This window comes from Micromonospora sp. NPDC093243 (assembly GCF_044753725.1).
In the GTDB taxonomy this organism is placed as follows: domain Bacteria; phylum Actinomycetota; class Actinomycetes; order Mycobacteriales; family Micromonosporaceae; genus Micromonospora.
The window spans coordinates 726436-743808 of sequence record NZ_JBIVNT010000001.1; the positions used below are offsets into that span (position 1 = coordinate 726436).

The following is a 17373-nucleotide window of genomic DNA, read 5'->3' on the forward strand; positions in this document are numbered from 1 at the left end:
GCCGCCGGCCCCACCGTAGCGTCGAGGCAATTCACCCCGCATCGGCCCGATCACTGGACGTGACAGCCACGCGGGCGCCGCGGATCAGCGCGGCGGGCCGCCGCGGCGGTCGTGAGCCGAAGCTCCATGCCGTCTTTCGCCTCTCCTGAAGGGAGCAGCGGTGCCCCTACCTCCTGGTCCATCCCGTGCTCGACGCAACACCGCGTTACTGCTGTCCACGACCCTCGTCGCGACGCTCACGCCGCTGGCCGTGCAACCCGCCTGGGCCGACCCCGAGCAGGCCCGCCCGGCGAACCCGATCTTCCTCACCGGCGCCAACAGCGGCGCGCCGAACGACATCGCCGTCAGCTACCTGCGGGCACACCCGGCCGAGCACGGTGTCCGCGGCGCGGACCTCGCCGACCTCGCGGTGGCCTCCAGCTACACCAGCCGTCACAACGGCGTCACGCACGTCAACCTGGCCCAGCGCCACAAGGAACTGGAGGTCTTCGGGGCGACGGCCACCGTCAACATCGCCCGCGACGGAAGCGTCATCTTCGTCGGCGACACCCTGGTTTCCGGCCTGTCCGACAAGGCCACCGGAACTGTCTCCCTCGACGCGGTGCAGGCGGTGGAGGCGGCCGCCGACGCCCTCGACCTGGCCGACCCGGCCGGCTCGCGGGTGATGAGCCGCAGCGGTGGCCCCGCTCAGCGCACCGTCGTCTCCGGCAGCGGCATCTCCGACCAGCCCATCCCGGCGAAGCTGGGCTGGCAGCCGACCGATGACGGACTGCGCCCGGCCTGGCAGCTGGTGATCGACGACTCTTCCGACGTCCACCTCTGGAACGTCACCGTCGACGCCGAGACCAGCAAGCTGCTCAACACCGAGGACTGGACCCACCAGGACAGCCCGACCGATCTCGCCAGCACGCTGGGCCGCCGGGAGAACCAGACGCCGGCCATCGCCACCGCGAGCGTCCCCGCCGCGAAGGTCACGCCGCCGAACCCGGTCGACGACGGATCGAGCTACCGCGTCTTCGAGTTCCCGAAGGGCGACCCGAACGACGGCCCGCAGAGCCTGGTGACCAACCCGGCGGACGGGACCGCCTCGCCGTACGGCTGGCACGACACCGACGGCGCGCCGGGCGCCGAGTACACCATCACCCGGGGCAACAACGCGCACGCCTACACCGACCGGGACGCCAACAACCAGATCGACCCTGCCAGCGGAGCTGATGGCGGGGCCGGCCTGAGCTTCAACTTCCCGGCCGACCTTAACGAGCATCCGCAGACGTACACCCAGGCCGCGGTGGTGAACCAGTTCTACTGGTGCAACATGGTCCACGACCTGACCTACCGGTACGGCTTCGACGAGGCGTCCGGCAACTTCCAGGTCAACAACTACGGGCGGGGCGGCACCGGCGGCGACGACGTGCAGTGCGAGGCGCACGACGGCTCCGGCCAGAACAACGCCAACTTCTCCACCCCGGCGCTGGACGGCGGGCGACCCCGGATGCAGATGTTCCTCTGGCCGGGCAACCAGTTCGGCCTGCCGAACGCCGTGACGATCGACGGGGGCTCCGCCGCCGGCACGTACGAGGCCGAGTACGCCCGGTTCACCCCCGCGCCGACCAGCGCCGGCTTCGCCGGTGCGGTGGTGGCGGTCGACGACGGCAGCGGGGCGACCGGCGACGGCTGCAGCGCCTACAGCCTGCCGGCCGGCGCGATCGCGGTGGTCGACCGGACCAGCACGTGCAACGCCCACACGCAGGTGGTCAACGCGGAGGCGGCCGGCGCCGTCGCGGTGGTGGTCGTCAACAACGTCGCGGGCGCCCCGGCGGTGCTGAGCGGCTCCATGAACCCGGCGGTCGGCATTCCCGCGGTCATGCTGAGCCAGGCCGACGGGAACGCCATCAAGGCCGGGCAGCCGGCCGCCGGCCGGGTGCACCGCAACCTGAACCGGCCGGCGATGCGGGACGCCTCGTTCCGTTCCGAGACGATCTTCCATGAGTACGGCCACGGGGTGTCCAACCGGCTGACCGGGGGCCCGACGGTCAACTGCCTCACCGGTGAGGAGCAGATGGGTGAGGGCTGGAGCGACTTCCTCGCGATCACCTCGCTGCTGAACCCCGCGATCGACGATCCGGAGAACGCCCGCGGCTACGGCCAGTACGCGCTGTTCCAGGACAGCCGGGTGGGTGGCGGGATCCGCCCGCGGCCCTACTCGCGCAACATGGAGATCCAGCCGTTCACGTACGACAGCATCAAGACCGGCGGTTGGCTGGACGGCACGTCCCTGGCCGCCCCGCACGGCATCGGACACGGCTGGGCGGCCGTGCTGTGGGACATGACCTGGGACCTCGTCGACCGGCACGGCTTCAATCCCAACGTCTACGAGGCGTGGAACACCGGCGGCAACAACCTCGCCCTGCAACTCGTCATCGACGGCCTGAAGATGCAGGGCTGCGGCCCGGGCTTCGTCACCGGCCGCAACGCCATCATCGCCGCCGACGCGGCCCTCACCGGCGGCGACAACGCCTGCACCCTGTGGGCCTCCTTCGCCCGCCGGGGTCTCGGCTACAGCGCCGTTCAGGGCACCACCGGCCGCAACGACAACACCGAGGCGTTCGACACCCACCCGTCGTGCCGGGGCGACTTCCAGGGACGGGCCGCCCAGCCCGCCCTCAACACCGTCGTCGCCGGTGACGCCGTACCGATGAAGTTCACGCTCGCCTCCAACCGGGGCCTGGACATCCTCGCCAGCGGCTCGCCGTACTCGCGGCTGGTGGACTGCGAGACGCTCGAGACGGTCGGCCCGGACGGCGCCGTCACTCCCCGGCCGACCCCGGTCGCCGCCGTCAGCCCCGGCGGGTCAGGGCTGTCGGCCAACGCCAACGGCCGGTACCACTACCCGTGGAAGACCGACCCCGCCTGGGCGGGCACCTGCCGCGAGTTCGTGCTCACTCTCGACGACGGATTCCAGCACCGCGCCTACTTCAGGTTCACCGACTGAGCCGCGGCAGCGGTACCAGGTGAGCCGGCGGGAGCGTTCCGAAACGCGGAACGCTCCCGCCGGTCGGTCCCGGGCTGCGAAGTCTCGGCCTGGTTGACCGAATATGAGCATGGCTGGCGGCCCTTCGCCAGCGCGCTTCAGTCAGCCGGGCCCCGGCACCGCTGATCGCTCCAAGCCAGCTCTCAGCTTTGTCGGCTACCTTTGGTCACGCTCGGTGACCGGGCACGGGCGCGGCTGAGGTGGGGGGAGGCTGGAGCGGGTGCAACGACGATCACGGCGCATTCTGATCACGGTGCTGGCGGCACTGCTGGTGCTGGGCGGCGGGGCGACGATCGCCATCGGGGCCTACGGGCGTTCGCTCGACAGCAACCTGGCGCGCACCGACGCCTTCGCCGGACTTCCGGAGAGCGCCCGCCCCACGCAGGCGGTCACCAGCGCGATGAACGTGCTGCTGCTCGGCAGTGACTCCCGCGACCCGGACAAGACGGCCGATTCCCGGACCGACACCATCATGCTGCTGCACCTCGACGCCGACCACCAGAAGGCGGAGGTCATCTCGATCCCCCGCGACACCTGGGTCTTCGTCCCGAAGTCGGCTGACGGGCGGCACGGGAACACCATGGCGAAGATCAACTCGGCGTACGCCTGGGGCGGCACCCCGCTGACCGTGCAGACCGTGGAGACCTTCACCGGCGTGCACGTCGACCACGTGGCCCTGGTCGACTTCGCCGGCTTCGCGCAGGTCGTCGACGCGCTCGGCGGCGTGGACCTGAAGATCGAGAAGACCATCACCTCGATCCACGCGCCGCACCGGACCTTCCAGAAGGGCACCCGACACCTGGACGGCGCGGCGGCGCTGGACTACGTCCGCCAGCGCTACCAGTTCGCCGACGGCGACTTCAGCCGGGAACGACACCAGCGGGAGTTCCTGCAGGCCCTGCTCGACCGCGCGGCGGGCATCGGCACCCTGTCGAACCCGGTCAAGCTCAACTCCTTCCTCCAGGCCGTCACCCGGTCGGTCACCGTGGACGAGGACTTCCACCTGGTCGACGTCGCCCTGGAACTGCGCGACCTGCGCAGCGACGACCTGACCTTCCTGGGCAGCCCGAGCGCGGGCACCGGCATGCGCAGCGGCCAGAGCGTGGTGCTGCCGGACACCGCGAAGGCGAAGGAGCTCTACCAGGCAGTCGCCCACGACACGGTGCAGCAGTACCTGACCTGATCGCCGGTGCCAGCAGGGCGTGCGGGGCCGGGTGCTAAGCCAGGTCGAGAACCAGGCCGGCGGTGGCGACGGCGATCTCACCGCCGTACTCGGCACCGGCCGCCGCCCGTGCGGCGGCGTGCTCCGTACCCGGTCGGAGGTGGGTCAGCAGCAGGCGCCCGGCGCCGGCAGCCGCGGCCTGTCGGCCCGCGTCGCGCGCGCTCGACTGGTAGCCCTTCGAGTCCGCCGGCACCTCGTGCACATAGGTGGCCTCGGCAACCAGCAGGTCGGCCCCGCGGGCCAACTCCACCACGTCGGGGCTCGGCCCGGTGTCGCCGGTGTACGCGAGCACCCGGTCACCCGCGGCCAGCCGTACCCCCGCGTTCGGCACCCAGTGCGGCAGCGAACGCGTGTCGGCGCGGAACGGGCCGATGTCGAGACGGTCGCCGGCGGTGAACTCGTGCAGCGCGTACGCGGCATCCAGCATGCCGGGCCGGTCCAGCGCCAACACCGCGTCCAACGCTCCGGCGAGCGCGTGGACCGGCAGCGGCGCGGGTGGGTCGTCGCGCAGCGCACGGGCCCGCAGCAACGGGTTCAGGTCGGCGCAGTGATCGGGATGCCCGTGGCTGACGAAGACCGCGTCGATCTCGTCCACGCTGAGCCGTTGCAGCAGCTGCGGCACGATCGCGTAGCCGACGTCGACCAGCAGCCGAAAGCCGTCGTGTTCGACGAGGTAGCCGCTGCACGCCTGGCCAGCCTCGGGCCACACCCCGCACCCGCCGAGAACGGTAAGCCGCATGCCGCGCACGTTACCGCCACGGCCGACCCGCGGCGGGTCAGTGGATGCGGCGGCCGTGCGCGTCGGGCACCCCGGACTTGCGGAAGAAGTAGGTGTTGATCTGGTCGCGCCACTCGGCGGCGCTGCGGGACTGCTCGTCGAGGCGTTCGGCCACCCGGTCGTGGACGGCCGGGTCGATCAGGCCGGCGAGGCGTTCCCACCGCTGCCGCATCAGCGTCACCTGCTCGACCCCGGCGAAGTGGGTGTCGTAGATGTGCTGGATGACGGTGACCCCGCTGCGCAGGACGTGCCCGTACGGCACGTGGTGGAAGAAGAGCAGCAGCTCGTCGGGGCAGCGATCGCGCGACTCGTAGATCTCGTCCCAGGGCGACGGGTACTGGCCGGTGAAGCCGGTGCCGGACGCGCGGGTGCGGTCCACGCCGACGCCGTCCCGGTCGGCGAAGTGGTACGTGCCCCACGGGGTGTACTCGTAGCCGTCCACGTCGGGGCCGTAGTGATGGCCGGGACGGACCATGAACCCGACCCCCAACGGAGCGGTGTAGCGCTCGTAGCCGCGCCACGAGTCGTCCATGATCGCGTGCAGGGTCTCCCGCACCCGGACCGGGTCGCCGGTGGCCGACGGCGCGAAGGTGAGGTCGATCCACTCGTCGAGGATCGCCCCGTGGTCCAGCCGGGGGTCCCAGGCCAGCCGGCCGAAGGCGTAGAGGTTGGCCTGAGCCAGCGGGTGACCGGTCCAGAAGCGGTCGTCGCCCACATTGGAGACCGCGACCAGGCCGCCACCCTCCCGATCGGGGTCGCCCACGATCACGTCGGCGACCGACGGGCCGTCCGGACCCCACGGCCGGAAGCCGAGCACCTGCGTCCAGCAGGGGCCGAGGTAGCAGACGTGCCGCTGCTGGCCGGTGTACTCCTGGGTGACCTGCACCTCCACGGCCAGTCGGGTGGCCGGCATCGCCGCGATCACCGGGGAGACCGGTTCGCGTACCTGGAAGTCCATCGGGCCGAACTTGACCTGGAGGACGACGTTGTCGTGGAACCGCCCGTCGAGCGGCGCGAAGTGGTCGTACGCGGCCCGCGCGCGGTCGGTCGAGCGGTCCCGCCAGTCCTGCCGGTGGTTGTAGACGAACGCCCGCCAGTGCACCACTCCCCCGTGCGGGGCGAGCGCCCCGGCGAGCAGGTTCGCCCCGTCGGCGTGGTCGCGCCCGTAGGTGAACGGGCCGGGCTGCCCCTCCGAGTCGGCCTTCACCAGGTAGCCGCCGAAGTCCGGGATCCGCTCGTACACCTGCCGGGTGGTGCTGGCCCACCAGTCGCGCACCCGCTCGTCCAGCGGGTCGGCGGTGGGCAGCCCGCCGACGACCACCGGAGCGGCGAAGGTGACCGACAGGTGCACCCGGACGCCGTACGGACGCAGCACGTCGGCGATCTCGACCACGTCGCCGAGCCGGTCGGTCAGCAGCCGCGCCTCGGTGGCGTGGACGTTGACGTTGTTCACCGAGATCGCGTTGATCCCGCAGGCGGCCAGCAGCCGCCCGTACGCGCGCAGCCGGGCGAGGTCGCGGCGCGGCCCGCCGTCGCGCCAGAAGATCGACCCGCCGGCGTAGCCCCGCTCCACCTGGCCCATCACCGGGTGCACGGCGACGTGGTCCCAGTGGTCGAGCATCCGCCGGCTCAGCGCCGGCCGGTGGGCCTGCGCGGGACGGGCGGCGTCGAAGGCCGCCTCGCCGAGCCGCACCAGGTGGAACAGCCCGTAGAGCAGGCCGGGCGGCCGGTCGGCCAGCAGCAGGGTCACGTCACCCGCGCGGGTCAGCAGAAAGCCGTCGTCGCCGAGCGGCCCGCCCTCCCCCGTTACGTGAGCCGGCACGGGCAGCGGCTGCCGGGTGCGCAGCGCGATCACCAGGTCGGCGTCGGCCGGCACGCCACCCTCGCCCGCGCGAAGCGCCCGCCCGCCGTGTTCGGCGCAGGCCCGGGTGACCTCGTCGAAGACGGTGTCGACGAGCGGGCCGTCGCCGTGCACCAGGACGCGGCGTACGCCGAGCGCGCGGAACGCCGCCGCAGGCAGCCAGGCGGGGTGCCAGTCCTGCGGGGCGCCGCTCACGCGTCCTCCCGCAGCACCAGAACGCCGCGCTCCGCCAGCCGCAGCGGCGCGCCGCGCTCCACCCGGTCGCCGGTGAGCAGGTCGACGCCGCCGACGTGGGCGGTCACCTCGACCGGCTCGGCACGGTGGTTGAGCAGGAAGAGCAGCCGCGTCCCGTCCGGGGCGACCCGGACCGCGGATTCCAGGTCCGGCACGTCGGGATACGGCCCGAGCAGGTCGTGGCGGGCCAGCACCTGCCGGACCACCCAGTCGACACCGGTCTGGTCCAGCCCGGCGGCGACGTACCAGCCGTGCCCCTCTCCGTACGCGTTGCGGGTCACCGCCGGGGTGCCGGCGTAGAAGTCGGCCTGGTAGCGGCCGAGCACCTCCGCGCCCTGCGGGATGACCAGCTCGAACAGCAGCCGCGATTCGACGTCGAGCTGCTCGGCGCCGGCGCCGAGGCGGACCGGGTTGACGACCTCCGGGCCGCGGGCGTCCCACTCGTCGATCCGGATCCCCATCAGCTGCCCGAGCGGGCCGGGCACGTCCATCAGGAACGCGTTGTCGTTCTCGTCCACCCGCCCCGACAGGTAGGTGGTCAGCACCGAGCCACCGCGCGCGGCGACCGCCTCCAGGCGCGCGGGCAGGTCCGCCTTGAGCATGTGCAGGGCCGGTGCGACGACCACGTCGTAGCCGGCGAGGTCGGCGGTCACCGCGACCACGTCCACGTCGACCCCGGCGTCCCAGAGCGCCCGGTGGTAGGCCAGCACCACCTGCTGGTAGCGGACCAGCCGCGACGGGCCGTCTGAGATCTCCAGCGCCCACCAGCTGTCCCAGTCGAAGAGCAGCGCCACCCGGGCCGGGGTCCGCGCGCCGAGCGACACCGGGCCGAGCCGGTCCAGCTCCGCCCCAAGCCCGGCGACCTCCTGGAAGACCCGGGTGTCGGAGCGGCCGGCGTGACCGATGACCGCGCCGTGGTACTTCTCGCAGGCCCCCCGGGAGGCGCGCAGCTGGAAGAAGAGCACCGCGTCCGCGCCGTGCGCCACCGCCTGCCAGCTCCACAGTCGCATCAGCCCGGGCCGCTTGAGTGGATTGACGTCGCGGCTGGCGGTGACGCTGGGGGTCTGCTCCATCAGCCAGAACGGCTGGCCGTCCTTGAGTCCGCGCATCAGGTCGTGGGTCAGCGCCATCCGGGCCGCCGACTGGTCGTCGGGCGGATAGTTGTCCCAGGAGACGAAGTCCAGGTGCTCCGCCCAGCGGTGGTAGTCGATCGGGCGGTACATGCCCATGAAGTTCGTGGTCACCGGGACGTCGGGGCTGGACTCCCGGATGGCGGCCTTCTCGTCGCGGAAGTTGGTCAGCATGGCGTCGGAGGAGAAGCGCAGGTAGTCCAGGGTGATGCCCTGGAACGCGGTGTGGTCGGGGCCGCGCCAGTGCTCGGTCAGCGCCGACGGCGCCTCGATCTCGTCCCAGTCGGTGAAGGTGTGTGACCAGAACGTGGTGTACCAGGCCGCGTTCAGCTCGTCGAGGGTGCCGTAGCGGTGGCGCAGCCAGTCACGGAAGCCGGCCGCGCAGAGGTCGCAGTAGCAGGCGCCGCCGTACTCGTTGCCGACGTGCCAGGCGACGACGGCGGGGTTGCCGGCGTAGCGGCGCGCGACCCGGCGGGCCAACTCGGTGGAGAACCGGCGGAACACCGGTGAGCTGGGGCAGGAGTTGTGTCGCTGCCCGAAGCGGTGCCGGCGCCCCTCGAAGTCGGTCCGGGTCACCTCGGGGTGCCCGCGGGCCAGCCAGGCCGGATGCGCGCCGGTGCCGGTCGCCAGGCAGATGCCGCGCCCCTCGGCGGCGGCCCGCCCGACGATCCGGTCCAGCAGCGCGAAGTCGTAGACGTCCTCGGCGGGCTGGGTGAGCGCCCAGTCGAACACCCCGAGCGTCAGCAGGTCGATCCGGGCGGCGTCGAAGAGCCGATGGTCCTGCTTCCACACGTCCTCGGGCCACTGTTCCGGGTTGTAGTCTCCGCCGAATGGCACCTTCGCGGTGACGGGCAGGCTCATGCCGTGAACTCCTTCCGGATCGTGCGGATCATCGGGTCGCCGACCAGCAGGAACGCCAGGAGCATGAGCGAGCCGAGCATCGCCAGCACCGCCTCGGAGAAGACCGCGGTGATCCCGGCCGCCGCGGCCAGCAGCAGGACGTTGCCGATGGTCACGCCGGGGGCACGGACCAGAAAGTGGACGGCCAGCCGCGCCACGTCGCGGGTGCGGAAGGCGAAGAGCGAGGTGATCACCACCGCGTTGACCGCGCAGAGCGTCACCGCGGCGGCGAGCAGCACCAGCGGCACCGCCCACCAGCTCGGAACGGCCGCGGCGCCGAGGTGGGCGAGGTTCACCGCGAGGATGGTCAGCCAGAGCAGCGCCGGCGCCCAGACCAGCAGGGCGCCGCGCAGGTTGGCCCGGTAGCCCCGCCAGAACACGGTGGCGGGCCGCAGGTCGGTCAGGTCGGGACGCTGGTGGCGCAGGGCGTAGAGGGCGGCGCACACAGCCGGGCCGAGCGGGAGCAGGCAGAGCGCGACCAGCGGGAGGTTGCTGACGTCACGGTCGAGCAGGACCAGCGGGACCAGGCCGGGCAGGGTGGTGAGCAGGAGCAGCAGTTCGACGACGAGCAGGGTGTAGACGCGGGCGGCGGCCCGCGAGAGCGGCCCGTCGCCGAACTGCCGCCGGGCCTGGGTGGTGTCACTCACGGCTTCTCCTCCGGGTCGGCGCCGAGCAGGCGGCGGTCGTCCCACCACGGCGGGGTCTCGTCCACCACCGGGCTCAGCTCGACCAGGGTCACCTCGTGCCGACCGAGGGTGAGGTCCACCTCGACCCGCCCGGCGACGACCGGCAGGGCCCGGTGGGTACGGGCCGGCTCGGCGGCCTCCCGCAGGGCGTCGAGTTGGCGGGGCCGGGGCGAGCGCGGCCGGCCCAGCTCGGCCCAGGCCGCCCAGGCGTTGCCCCACTCCTCGCCGACCGAGGAGCGGAGCAGGAAGGCGGAGGTGGTGCCGGGCGGCCCGAGCGGGACCGACAGCGCCAGCGGGTGCCGGTCGGGCACCGGGGCCTGGCCGGTGACGTCGACCGGAGCCCAGGCCAGCACGGCGACCCGGCCGTCGGGGTGGCGGGTGACCAGATGGTCCGCTCCGCGCGCCAGCACCTCGTCACCGAGGCGGGCCATGAAGGCGTACAGGTGGTAGGTGGGTTTCTTGATCTGACGGTGGGTGAGCAGGCCGAACCCGCCGTGGAACAGCGCGGTCGGCACCCCCTCCTCCTCGAACATGTCGCTGAACGTCCAGTAGGCGAAGGAGTCGACGAGCTCACCGCCGCCGGCCAGCACCGGGGCGAGGTACGCGGCGTGCCAGGCCGTGTCGTGGATCGGGTTGTCCGGCCGGTAGGAGGAGTTGAACTCGGTGATGTGCACCGGCAGCTCCGCCAGCGCGGTGCCCCGCAGGTGCTCGCGCGGCGCGGCGAACTGTCTCAGCAGCTCCGCCGCCGGGGCGAGGGTCTGGTGGGTGCCGAAGGGCACGTGCTGGGCGGGGCCGGAGGTGTAGGCGTGCCGGCTGACGAAGTCAACCGGCACCTGACGGTCGGTGACGAACTCGGCGAACGGCGCCAACCACTCGTCCGCCCCGGGGGAGATCGCCGGACCGCCGACCTGAAGGCCCGCGTCGACCTCCTTGACCGCGTACGCGCTCACCTCGTACAGCCGGTGGTAGGCGTCGCGGTCGGCGCCCGCCCAGAAGTTGACCAGGTTGGGTTCGTTCCACACCTCGATCGGCCAGCCGCGTACCTCGTCGAGGCCGTACCGGTCGACAAGGTGCGCGACCGTGGCGCGGACCAGGTCGCCCCACTCCGACCAGGAGCGGGGCGGGGTGACGTTGCCCCGCCACCAGAACACCGTCTGGTCGCCGGAGGCCAGACCCGAGGGCATGAACCCCAGCTCCACGAAGGGTCGCAGGCCCAGTTCGAGATAGGCGTCGATCACCTGGTCGACGTAGGTGAACGAGTGGTGCACCCGGCGTTCGCCCCGGTGCTGGTACGGCCGGTGGACGCCGACGCCGTCGCTGAGCAGGCCGTGCCCACGGATGTGCTTGAAGCCGATGTCGGCCTGGATGAGCGCCAGTGAGTCCTGGTAGTCGCGGCGCAACGCCAGCTCGAAGCGGCCGGTGCCGACGGCGAAGCGCCACGCGTCGGACAGCCGGCCGCAGGGGTGCTCCGCAACGGTGATGCGCATGGTCGTCCTCTTGTTCGCGGCGAGGTGCGTCGGCTGACGGTGGCCGGCCGGTCCGGTGGCGGCGGGCGCCACCGGACCGGCCCGCGGTCAGCTGTTCTCCGTCCGGTAGCGGTCGTAGGCCTTGTTGACCAGCTCCAGGTAGGAGTCCATGTGCTTGCCCTTCAGCTCGGTCAGGTAGGCGTCCCACTGGGCGAGGTCGCGCTGGCCGAGCGCGAACTGCAGCGTCGCCTGGTAGACGTGGTCGCGCAGCGGCGTCTCCCACAGCGACGCCTGCTCCCGCTCCTCGTCGCTGAACGGGTACGGCGGAGGCACCACGGCCGGCGTGCGAGCGTTCAGCACCTTCTGGAACTCCTGCTCCTCCGCGGAGAAGAATCCCTGCACCAGCTCCGGCTTGCCGCCGTAGGCGAACACCCCGTTGTAGAAGCCGAAGTCCTTCTGCAGGTGCTTGCTCGCCTCGGGATGGATACCGATGACGTTGACGTCGGGGGCCAGCGTGGGCTTACCGGAGGCGTCCTTGACGTACGTCGTGCCCTCGACGCCCCACTTGGCGAATTCCTGGCCGGCGTCGGAATACCAGAGCCAGTCGACGAACTGCATCATGGCCACGAAGTTCTTGCTGTCCCGGGCCTTCGACGAGATCATCACGCCGTTCTCCAAGCGGCTGGCGGGGTTGATCTCACCGGCCGGCCCGATCGGCAGCGGGATCTTGGTGATCTTCGCCTTCGGGTTGGTCTTCGCCAGGTCCGGCCGGTAGTCGTTGACCACGGCCTGGGCGTTGGCGCTGATCACGAACGACTTGCTGTTGGCGAGCTTCTGCCGGGCCTGGTCGTCGGTCTGGGTGAAGCTCTCCGGGTCGAGCAGCTTCTCCGCCACCAGCTTGTTGAGGTACTGGAGCATCTGCTTGTACTGCTCGGCGGCGCCGGTGTACACGAACTTCTTGGCGTTGGCGTCCCAGCTGGCGTGCTGGAAGTTCCAACCCGCGCCCTGCAGGCCGTAGGAGAGGGCCAGGATGTTGAGCAGGTTGCCGGCCGGGTTGGGCTTGCTCCACCGGTCGGAGAACGGGTACACGTCCGGGTACCTGGCCTTCATCGCCTTGAGCACCGTGTACAGCTCGTCCCAGGTCTTCGGGATCTCCAGGTTCAGCTCGTCGAGGATGTCGGTCCGGATCGCCAGCGAGTAGTCCTGCCAGGCCTTCTCGTGCACCCCGGGCAGCAGGTAGAACTTGCCGTCCTCCTGGCGCAGGGTGTCGATCTCGGGCTTGAGGTTCCACCGCTCGATCTTGTCCCGCAGGTTCGGCATCAGGTCGAGGTAGTCGCTGACCGGCAGGATCGCCCCGGACGAGACGTACGCGTCCTCCTGGTTGGGATAGGTCTTCGGGATGATCATCGGGGCGTCGCCGGCGCCGATCAGCAGACCGCGCTTCTGCTCGTAGTCGCTCAGCGGCACGGCGACCGGTTCGAGCGTGACGTTGGCCCGCGACTTCAACTCCGACCAGAACAGCCAGTCGTCCTTCAACGGGTAGTTCGGGTGGTTGTTGTACAGGACGGAGAAGGAAACCGGCTCGCTCGCCTTGAACTGGGCGCCCAGGCCGTAGTCGGCCATCGCGCCGACGCGGTTCCCGGACAGGTCCTGCTTGTCGGAGGGGTCGTCACCGCAGGCGGCGATGGTGGTGGCCGCGAGCAGCGCGGCGGCTGCCGTCGCGACGCGACGCCACGATCTGTGGAACATGGCGGGTCCTTTCGGGATCGGTGGGGGACGGGGTGAACGCGATGGCTAGCCCTTGACCGCGCCGAGCATCACGCCGCGGACGAAGTACCGCTGGACGAAGGGGTAGACCAGGAGGATGGGCAGGGTGGTGAGCACGATGGTCACGGCTTTGAGCGTCGCCTCGGCCTGCACCTCGTCGGCCTCGGCGATCGCGCCGACGTTCTCCGCTCCGGTGGCTCCGGCGATCAGGTTGCGCAGGTAGACGGTCACCGGCCAGAGCTCCTGCCGGTCCATGTAGAGAAAGGCGGCGAACCACGAGTTCCAGAAGGCCACGGCGTAGAACAGCACCATCGTGGCGACGATCGCCTTCGACAGCGGCAGCACGATGCGCAGCAGGATCCCGTACGTGTTCAGCCCGTCGACCGCGGCGGCCTCCTCCAGCTCGACCGGCAGGCTCTCGAAGAACGCCTTCATCACCAGCAGGTTGAACACGTTGATCGCGTTGGGCACCGCGATGGCCCAGACGGTGTTCTTCATGCCCAGACTGGTGACCAGCACGTAGTTGGGGATCAGTCCGCCGGAGAAGAACATGGTGAAGACCGCGATACCGACCAGCGCGGTGCGTCCCCTGAGGTGCTTCTTGGACAGCACGTAGGCGTAGCAGGTGGTCAGCACGATCGAGATGAGCGTGGCGACGACCGTGTAGACCACTGTGTTGCGGTAGTTGGTCCAGAACAGCGAGTCGGACATCACCAGCCGGTAGGTCTCCAGGTTGAACCCGCGCGGCACGAGGTTGACCTGGCCGGCGATGATGTACGCCTCGTCGCTGAGCGAGCGGGCCACCACGTTGACGAACGGATACAGCGTGAGCACCACGACGGCGGTCAGGATGATCGCGTTGAACGCCTGGAACACTCGGTAACCGCGGCTCGGGCGGATGCCGCGCTGCCGCCGGCCGGCCGGCGGCCCGGTCTCGCCAACCCGCGCGGCGGCGTCGACGGTCACCACAGGCTCGTCCCGACCGTGCGGCGGGCGATCAGGTTCGCCGACAGGACCAGGACCAGCCCGATCACCGCCTCGAAGAGCCCGATGGCGGCGGCGTAGCTGAAGTTGCTGGACCCGAAGCCCATCCGGAACAGGTACGTGGAGACCACGTCGGCGGTCGGATAGGTCAGCGGGTTGTAGAGCAGGAGGATCTTCTCGAACCCGACCGCCATGAACGTGCCGATGTTGAGGATCAGCAGCGTCACCATGGTCGGTCGGATGCCCGGCAGCGTGACGTGCCAGGTCTGGCGCCACCGGTTGGCGCCGTCGATCCGGGCCGCCTCGTACAGGTCGTCGTCGATGGTGGTGAGCGCGGCGAGGTAGAGGATGGTGCCCCAGCCGACGGTCTGCCAGACCTCCGAGGAGACGTAGATGGTCCGGAACCACTCTGGTCGCTGCAGGAACGGCACCGCCTCGCCGCCCGCCGCCTGGACGAGTTGGTTGACGGTGCCGTCCACCGAGACCAGCTGCATGACCATCGCGGCCACGATCACGATGGACAGGAAATGCGGCAGGTAGGACACGGACTGCACGAACTGCCGCAGCCGGCGGGCGCGGACCTCGTTGAGCAGCAGCGCCAGCACGATCGGCAGCGGAAAGCAGAAGAGCAGGGTGAGCCCGCCCAGCACCAGGGTGTTGGTGAAGACCTCCCAGAACGTGGCGTCGGTGAGGAACATCCGGAAGTACCGCAGGCCGACCCAGTACTCGCCGAAAATGCTGCCGCCGGGCCTGAACCGGCGGAACGCGATCACGTTCCCGAGCATCGGCAGGTACCGGAAGATGAGGAAGAACAGCAACGGCAGGACGGCCAGCGAGTAGAGCTGCCAGTCCCGACGCAGCGTCTGCCGCCAGGTCCGGCGGCGACCGGCCGGTCGCGGGGCGGGCGTCCCCGTCGGGGCCGGGGGTGATGTCGGCGGCGGAGGCCGCAACGTCTCGGATGTCATCCATGGCCTCCGGTCATGCCACACCCCCAGCTCCGGCCGTACCTCGCGCCGTTTTGGCAGCGGCGTCACAGCCACCTGGCCCAGCTCCCGAAACTTTTCGGAAACCCCGCCTAACCTTTTCGGCAACCTAGGGGCCCCATCTGGGTGTGTCAAGGGTCTCAAAAGGACTATGGACGGCCCTACGTCGCCGGTCCCGCTTCACCGCGTGATCGCTGGGTGAGCGATTACGGGGCCGCGTCCGTCCGGCGACGTCGATCGGTCGTGTTACGGTCTGCCGAAACTTTCGGATGCATGAGGGTGCGATGACAGAGCACGGTCCGCTCGGCACACCCGCCTCCACCACCATCGCGACCATCGCCGGCGAGGTCGGCGTCTCGACGGCGACGGTGTCGAAGGTCCTCAACGGACGAGCGGATGTCGCCCCCGCCACCAGGGCCCGGGTGGAGGAGAGCCTCGAACGCCACCAGTACCAGCGCCGCAACCGGCGGCAGGCGGTCGGCACCCGACAGATCGAGCTCGTGTTCCACGAGTTCGACGTCGGATGGGCCATGGAGATCCTGCGCGGCGTCGAGGCGGTGACCACCGTCGCCGGGCTCGGGCTCACCGTGTCGCAGCTCGAGGGCGCGCACCGTCCGTCGTCAGGCTGGCTGGACGCGCTGCTCACCCGCCGTCCCCTGGGCGTGCTGCTCGTGCTCTGCCACCTGGCCGAGGCCCAGCAGCAGCAGCTCCGACGCCAGGGGATCCCCTTCGTCGTCGTGGACACCGACAGCGCGACCTCGGCCTCCGTACCGACGGTCGGCTCGAACAACTGGAACGGTGGCCTGCTCGCCACCCGACACCTGCTGGAACTCGGGCACCGGCGGATCGCGGTCATCTCCGGGCCGCGTGACGTGCTGTGCAGCCAGGCCCGAGCCGCCGGGTTCCGCTCCGCGCACGACGAGGCCGGGGTGACGGTTGATCCCGAGCTGGTCCGGTACGGCAGCTTCTCCGCGGACGCCGGGCGCACGCACGGCCTGCAGCTGCTGAGCCGACCCGACCGACCCACGGCGATCTTCGCCGGCTCGGACATGCAGGCCATCGGGGTGCTGCGGGCGGCCCGGCAGTGCGGCCTGCGGGTGCCCGAGGACCTTTCGGTGATCGGGTACGACAACCTCCCGGTCGCCGCCTGGACCGATCCGGCGCTCACCACGATCAACCAGCCGCTGCGCGACATGGCCGGCATCGCCACCCAGATGCTGCTCGACCTGGCGAACGGCAACGAGCTCGCGACCACCCGGATCGACCTGGTGACCGAGCTGGTCGTCCGGGACAGCACCGCGTCGCCCGCCCACCCCCGCTGACCCCCTGCGAGGACCGATGCAGCCTGCCGACCCCGCTCTCGACCAGCTCCAGCGCTACACGCCCACCGTCGTCGAGCCCGACGACTTCGACGAGTTCTGGGCCGCCACCCTCGCCGAGGCGGCCACCCGGCCGGTCCTGCTCGACGTCCGCCCGGAACCCACCGACCTGCGGCTGCTGGAGACTTGGGACGTCACCTTCGCCGGCTTCGCCGGCGACCCGGTGCGGGCCTGGTACACCCGCCCGGCCGGCGTGGACACGCCACTTCCCGCCGTCGTCGAGTACGCCGGCTACGGGCGCGGGCGCGGTCTACCGCACGAACGACTGACCTGGCCGGTGGCCGGTTACGCGCACCTGCTGATGGACAACCGGGGGCAGTCCGGGCAGTACGCCGTCGGCGACACCCCGGACCCGCACAGCGCGCCCGGCGGCCCCTGGCCCACCACCTGGGGAATTCTCGACCCGCACGACTACCACTACCGTCGTCTGATCACCGACGCGGTGCGGGCCGTCGACGCGGTCCGCGCCCTGCCGGGCGTCGACCCGACCCGGGTCGTGGCGGCCGGAAACAGCCAGGGCGGTGGGCTCGCCCTGGCCGTCGCCGGGCTCGTCGGCGACCTCGCGGCGCTGCTCACCACCGCACCCTTCCTCTGCGACGTCCAGCGGGCCGTCGCGCTCACCGACGCCGCGCCGTACGGCGAGATCGCCCGGTACCTCGCGGTGCATCGCGAGGCCGAAGCGGCGGCCCGCCATACGCTGTCCTACGTGGACGGGGTGACCTTCGCCCGCCGGGCGAGCGCCCCGGCGCACTTCGGGATCGGCCTGCGGGACAACGTCTGCCCGCCGAGCACCGGTTTCGCCGCCTACAACCACTACGGCGCCGCGACCGGCCGGCCGGTGCCGCCGGAGCGGGAGCTGCACGTCTACCCGTTCAACGGCCACGAGGGCGGGGAGGCGCTGCACGTCCGGCGTCAGCTGCGCTGGCTCGGCTCGCTGCTGCGACGCTGACTA

12 protein-coding genes are annotated in these 17373 nt (G+C 71.1%); 4 read left to right on the top strand and 8 right to left on the bottom strand.

What is annotated here, in order from left to right; translation table 11 throughout:
• Positions 1 to 160: 160 nt before the first annotated feature.
• Positions 161 to 2992, top strand: a complete 2832-nt coding sequence (locus tag ACIP9D_RS03325) for a M36 family metallopeptidase (RefSeq protein ID WP_350870485.1) — start codon at positions 161 to 163, stop codon at positions 2990 to 2992.
• A gap of 259 nt (positions 2993 to 3251) precedes the next feature.
• Positions 3252 to 4214, top strand: a complete 963-nt coding sequence (locus ACIP9D_RS03330) for an LCP family protein (RefSeq protein WP_350870486.1) — start codon at positions 3252 to 3254, stop codon at positions 4212 to 4214.
• Between the two features lie 34 nt (positions 4215 to 4248).
• On the opposite strand, the gene ACIP9D_RS03335 is transcribed toward ACIP9D_RS03330, so the two are convergent.
• The 8 genes from ACIP9D_RS03335 to ACIP9D_RS03370 all read right to left on the bottom strand — a co-directional run bounded on the left by ACIP9D_RS03335 (position 4249) and on the right by ACIP9D_RS03370 (position 15024).
• The gene (locus ACIP9D_RS03335; RefSeq protein WP_350870488.1) at positions 4249 to 4992 is read right to left on the bottom strand and encodes an MBL fold metallo-hydrolase; all 744 of its coding nucleotides are present in this window, start codon (positions 4990 to 4992) and stop codon (positions 4249 to 4251) included.
• 37 nt (positions 4993 to 5029) lie between these two features.
• The gene (locus tag ACIP9D_RS03340) at positions 5030 to 7087 is read right to left on the bottom strand and encodes an alpha-glucuronidase (RefSeq protein ID WP_350870490.1); all 2058 of its coding nucleotides are present in this window, start codon (positions 7085 to 7087) and stop codon (positions 5030 to 5032) included.
• On the bottom strand, positions 7084 to 9117 hold the full coding sequence (locus ACIP9D_RS03345; RefSeq protein ID WP_350870491.1) for a beta-galactosidase: 2034 nt from the start codon (positions 9115 to 9117) through the stop codon (positions 7084 to 7086). The genes ACIP9D_RS03340 and ACIP9D_RS03345 overlap by 4 nt, the downstream gene beginning before the upstream one ends.
• Positions 9114 to 9803, bottom strand: coding sequence for a DUF624 domain-containing protein (locus tag ACIP9D_RS03350; RefSeq protein ID WP_350870494.1), 690 nt, complete (start codon positions 9801 to 9803; stop codon positions 9114 to 9116). Before ACIP9D_RS03350 ends, ACIP9D_RS03345 begins: the two co-directional genes overlap by 4 nt.
• Positions 9800 to 11329, bottom strand: coding sequence for a GH39 family glycosyl hydrolase (locus ACIP9D_RS03355; protein ID WP_350870495.1), 1530 nt, complete (start codon positions 11327 to 11329; stop codon positions 9800 to 9802). Before ACIP9D_RS03355 ends, ACIP9D_RS03350 begins: the two co-directional genes overlap by 4 nt.
• 87 nt (positions 11330 to 11416) lie before the next feature.
• Positions 11417 to 13057 (bottom strand): extracellular solute-binding protein, encoded by a 1641-nt coding sequence (locus ACIP9D_RS03360; protein WP_350870497.1) that lies wholly within the window; start codon positions 13055 to 13057, stop codon positions 11417 to 11419.
• 45 nt (positions 13058 to 13102) lie between these two features.
• Positions 13103 to 14041 (bottom strand): carbohydrate ABC transporter permease, encoded by a 939-nt coding sequence (locus ACIP9D_RS03365; RefSeq protein ID WP_350870499.1) that lies wholly within the window; start codon positions 14039 to 14041, stop codon positions 13103 to 13105.
• Complete coding sequence (locus ACIP9D_RS03370) at positions 14038 to 15024, bottom strand: ABC transporter permease subunit (protein ID WP_350870501.1); 987 nt, start codon at positions 15022 to 15024, stop codon at positions 14038 to 14040. Before ACIP9D_RS03370 ends, ACIP9D_RS03365 begins: the two co-directional genes overlap by 4 nt.
• Positions 15025 to 15326: 302 nt before the next feature.
• On the opposite strand from ACIP9D_RS03370, the gene ACIP9D_RS03375 reads away from it, so the two are divergent.
• On the top strand, positions 15327 to 16364 hold the full coding sequence (locus ACIP9D_RS03375) for a LacI family DNA-binding transcriptional regulator (protein WP_350870503.1): 1038 nt from the start codon (positions 15327 to 15329) through the stop codon (positions 16362 to 16364).
• A gap of 16 nt (positions 16365 to 16380) precedes the next feature.
• Positions 16381 to 17370: an acetylxylan esterase gene (locus tag ACIP9D_RS03380; protein ID WP_350870505.1), complete on the top strand. Its 990-nt coding sequence runs from the start codon at positions 16381 to 16383 to the stop codon at positions 17368 to 17370.
• The last annotated feature ends 3 nt before the right edge of the window (positions 17371 to 17373 follow it).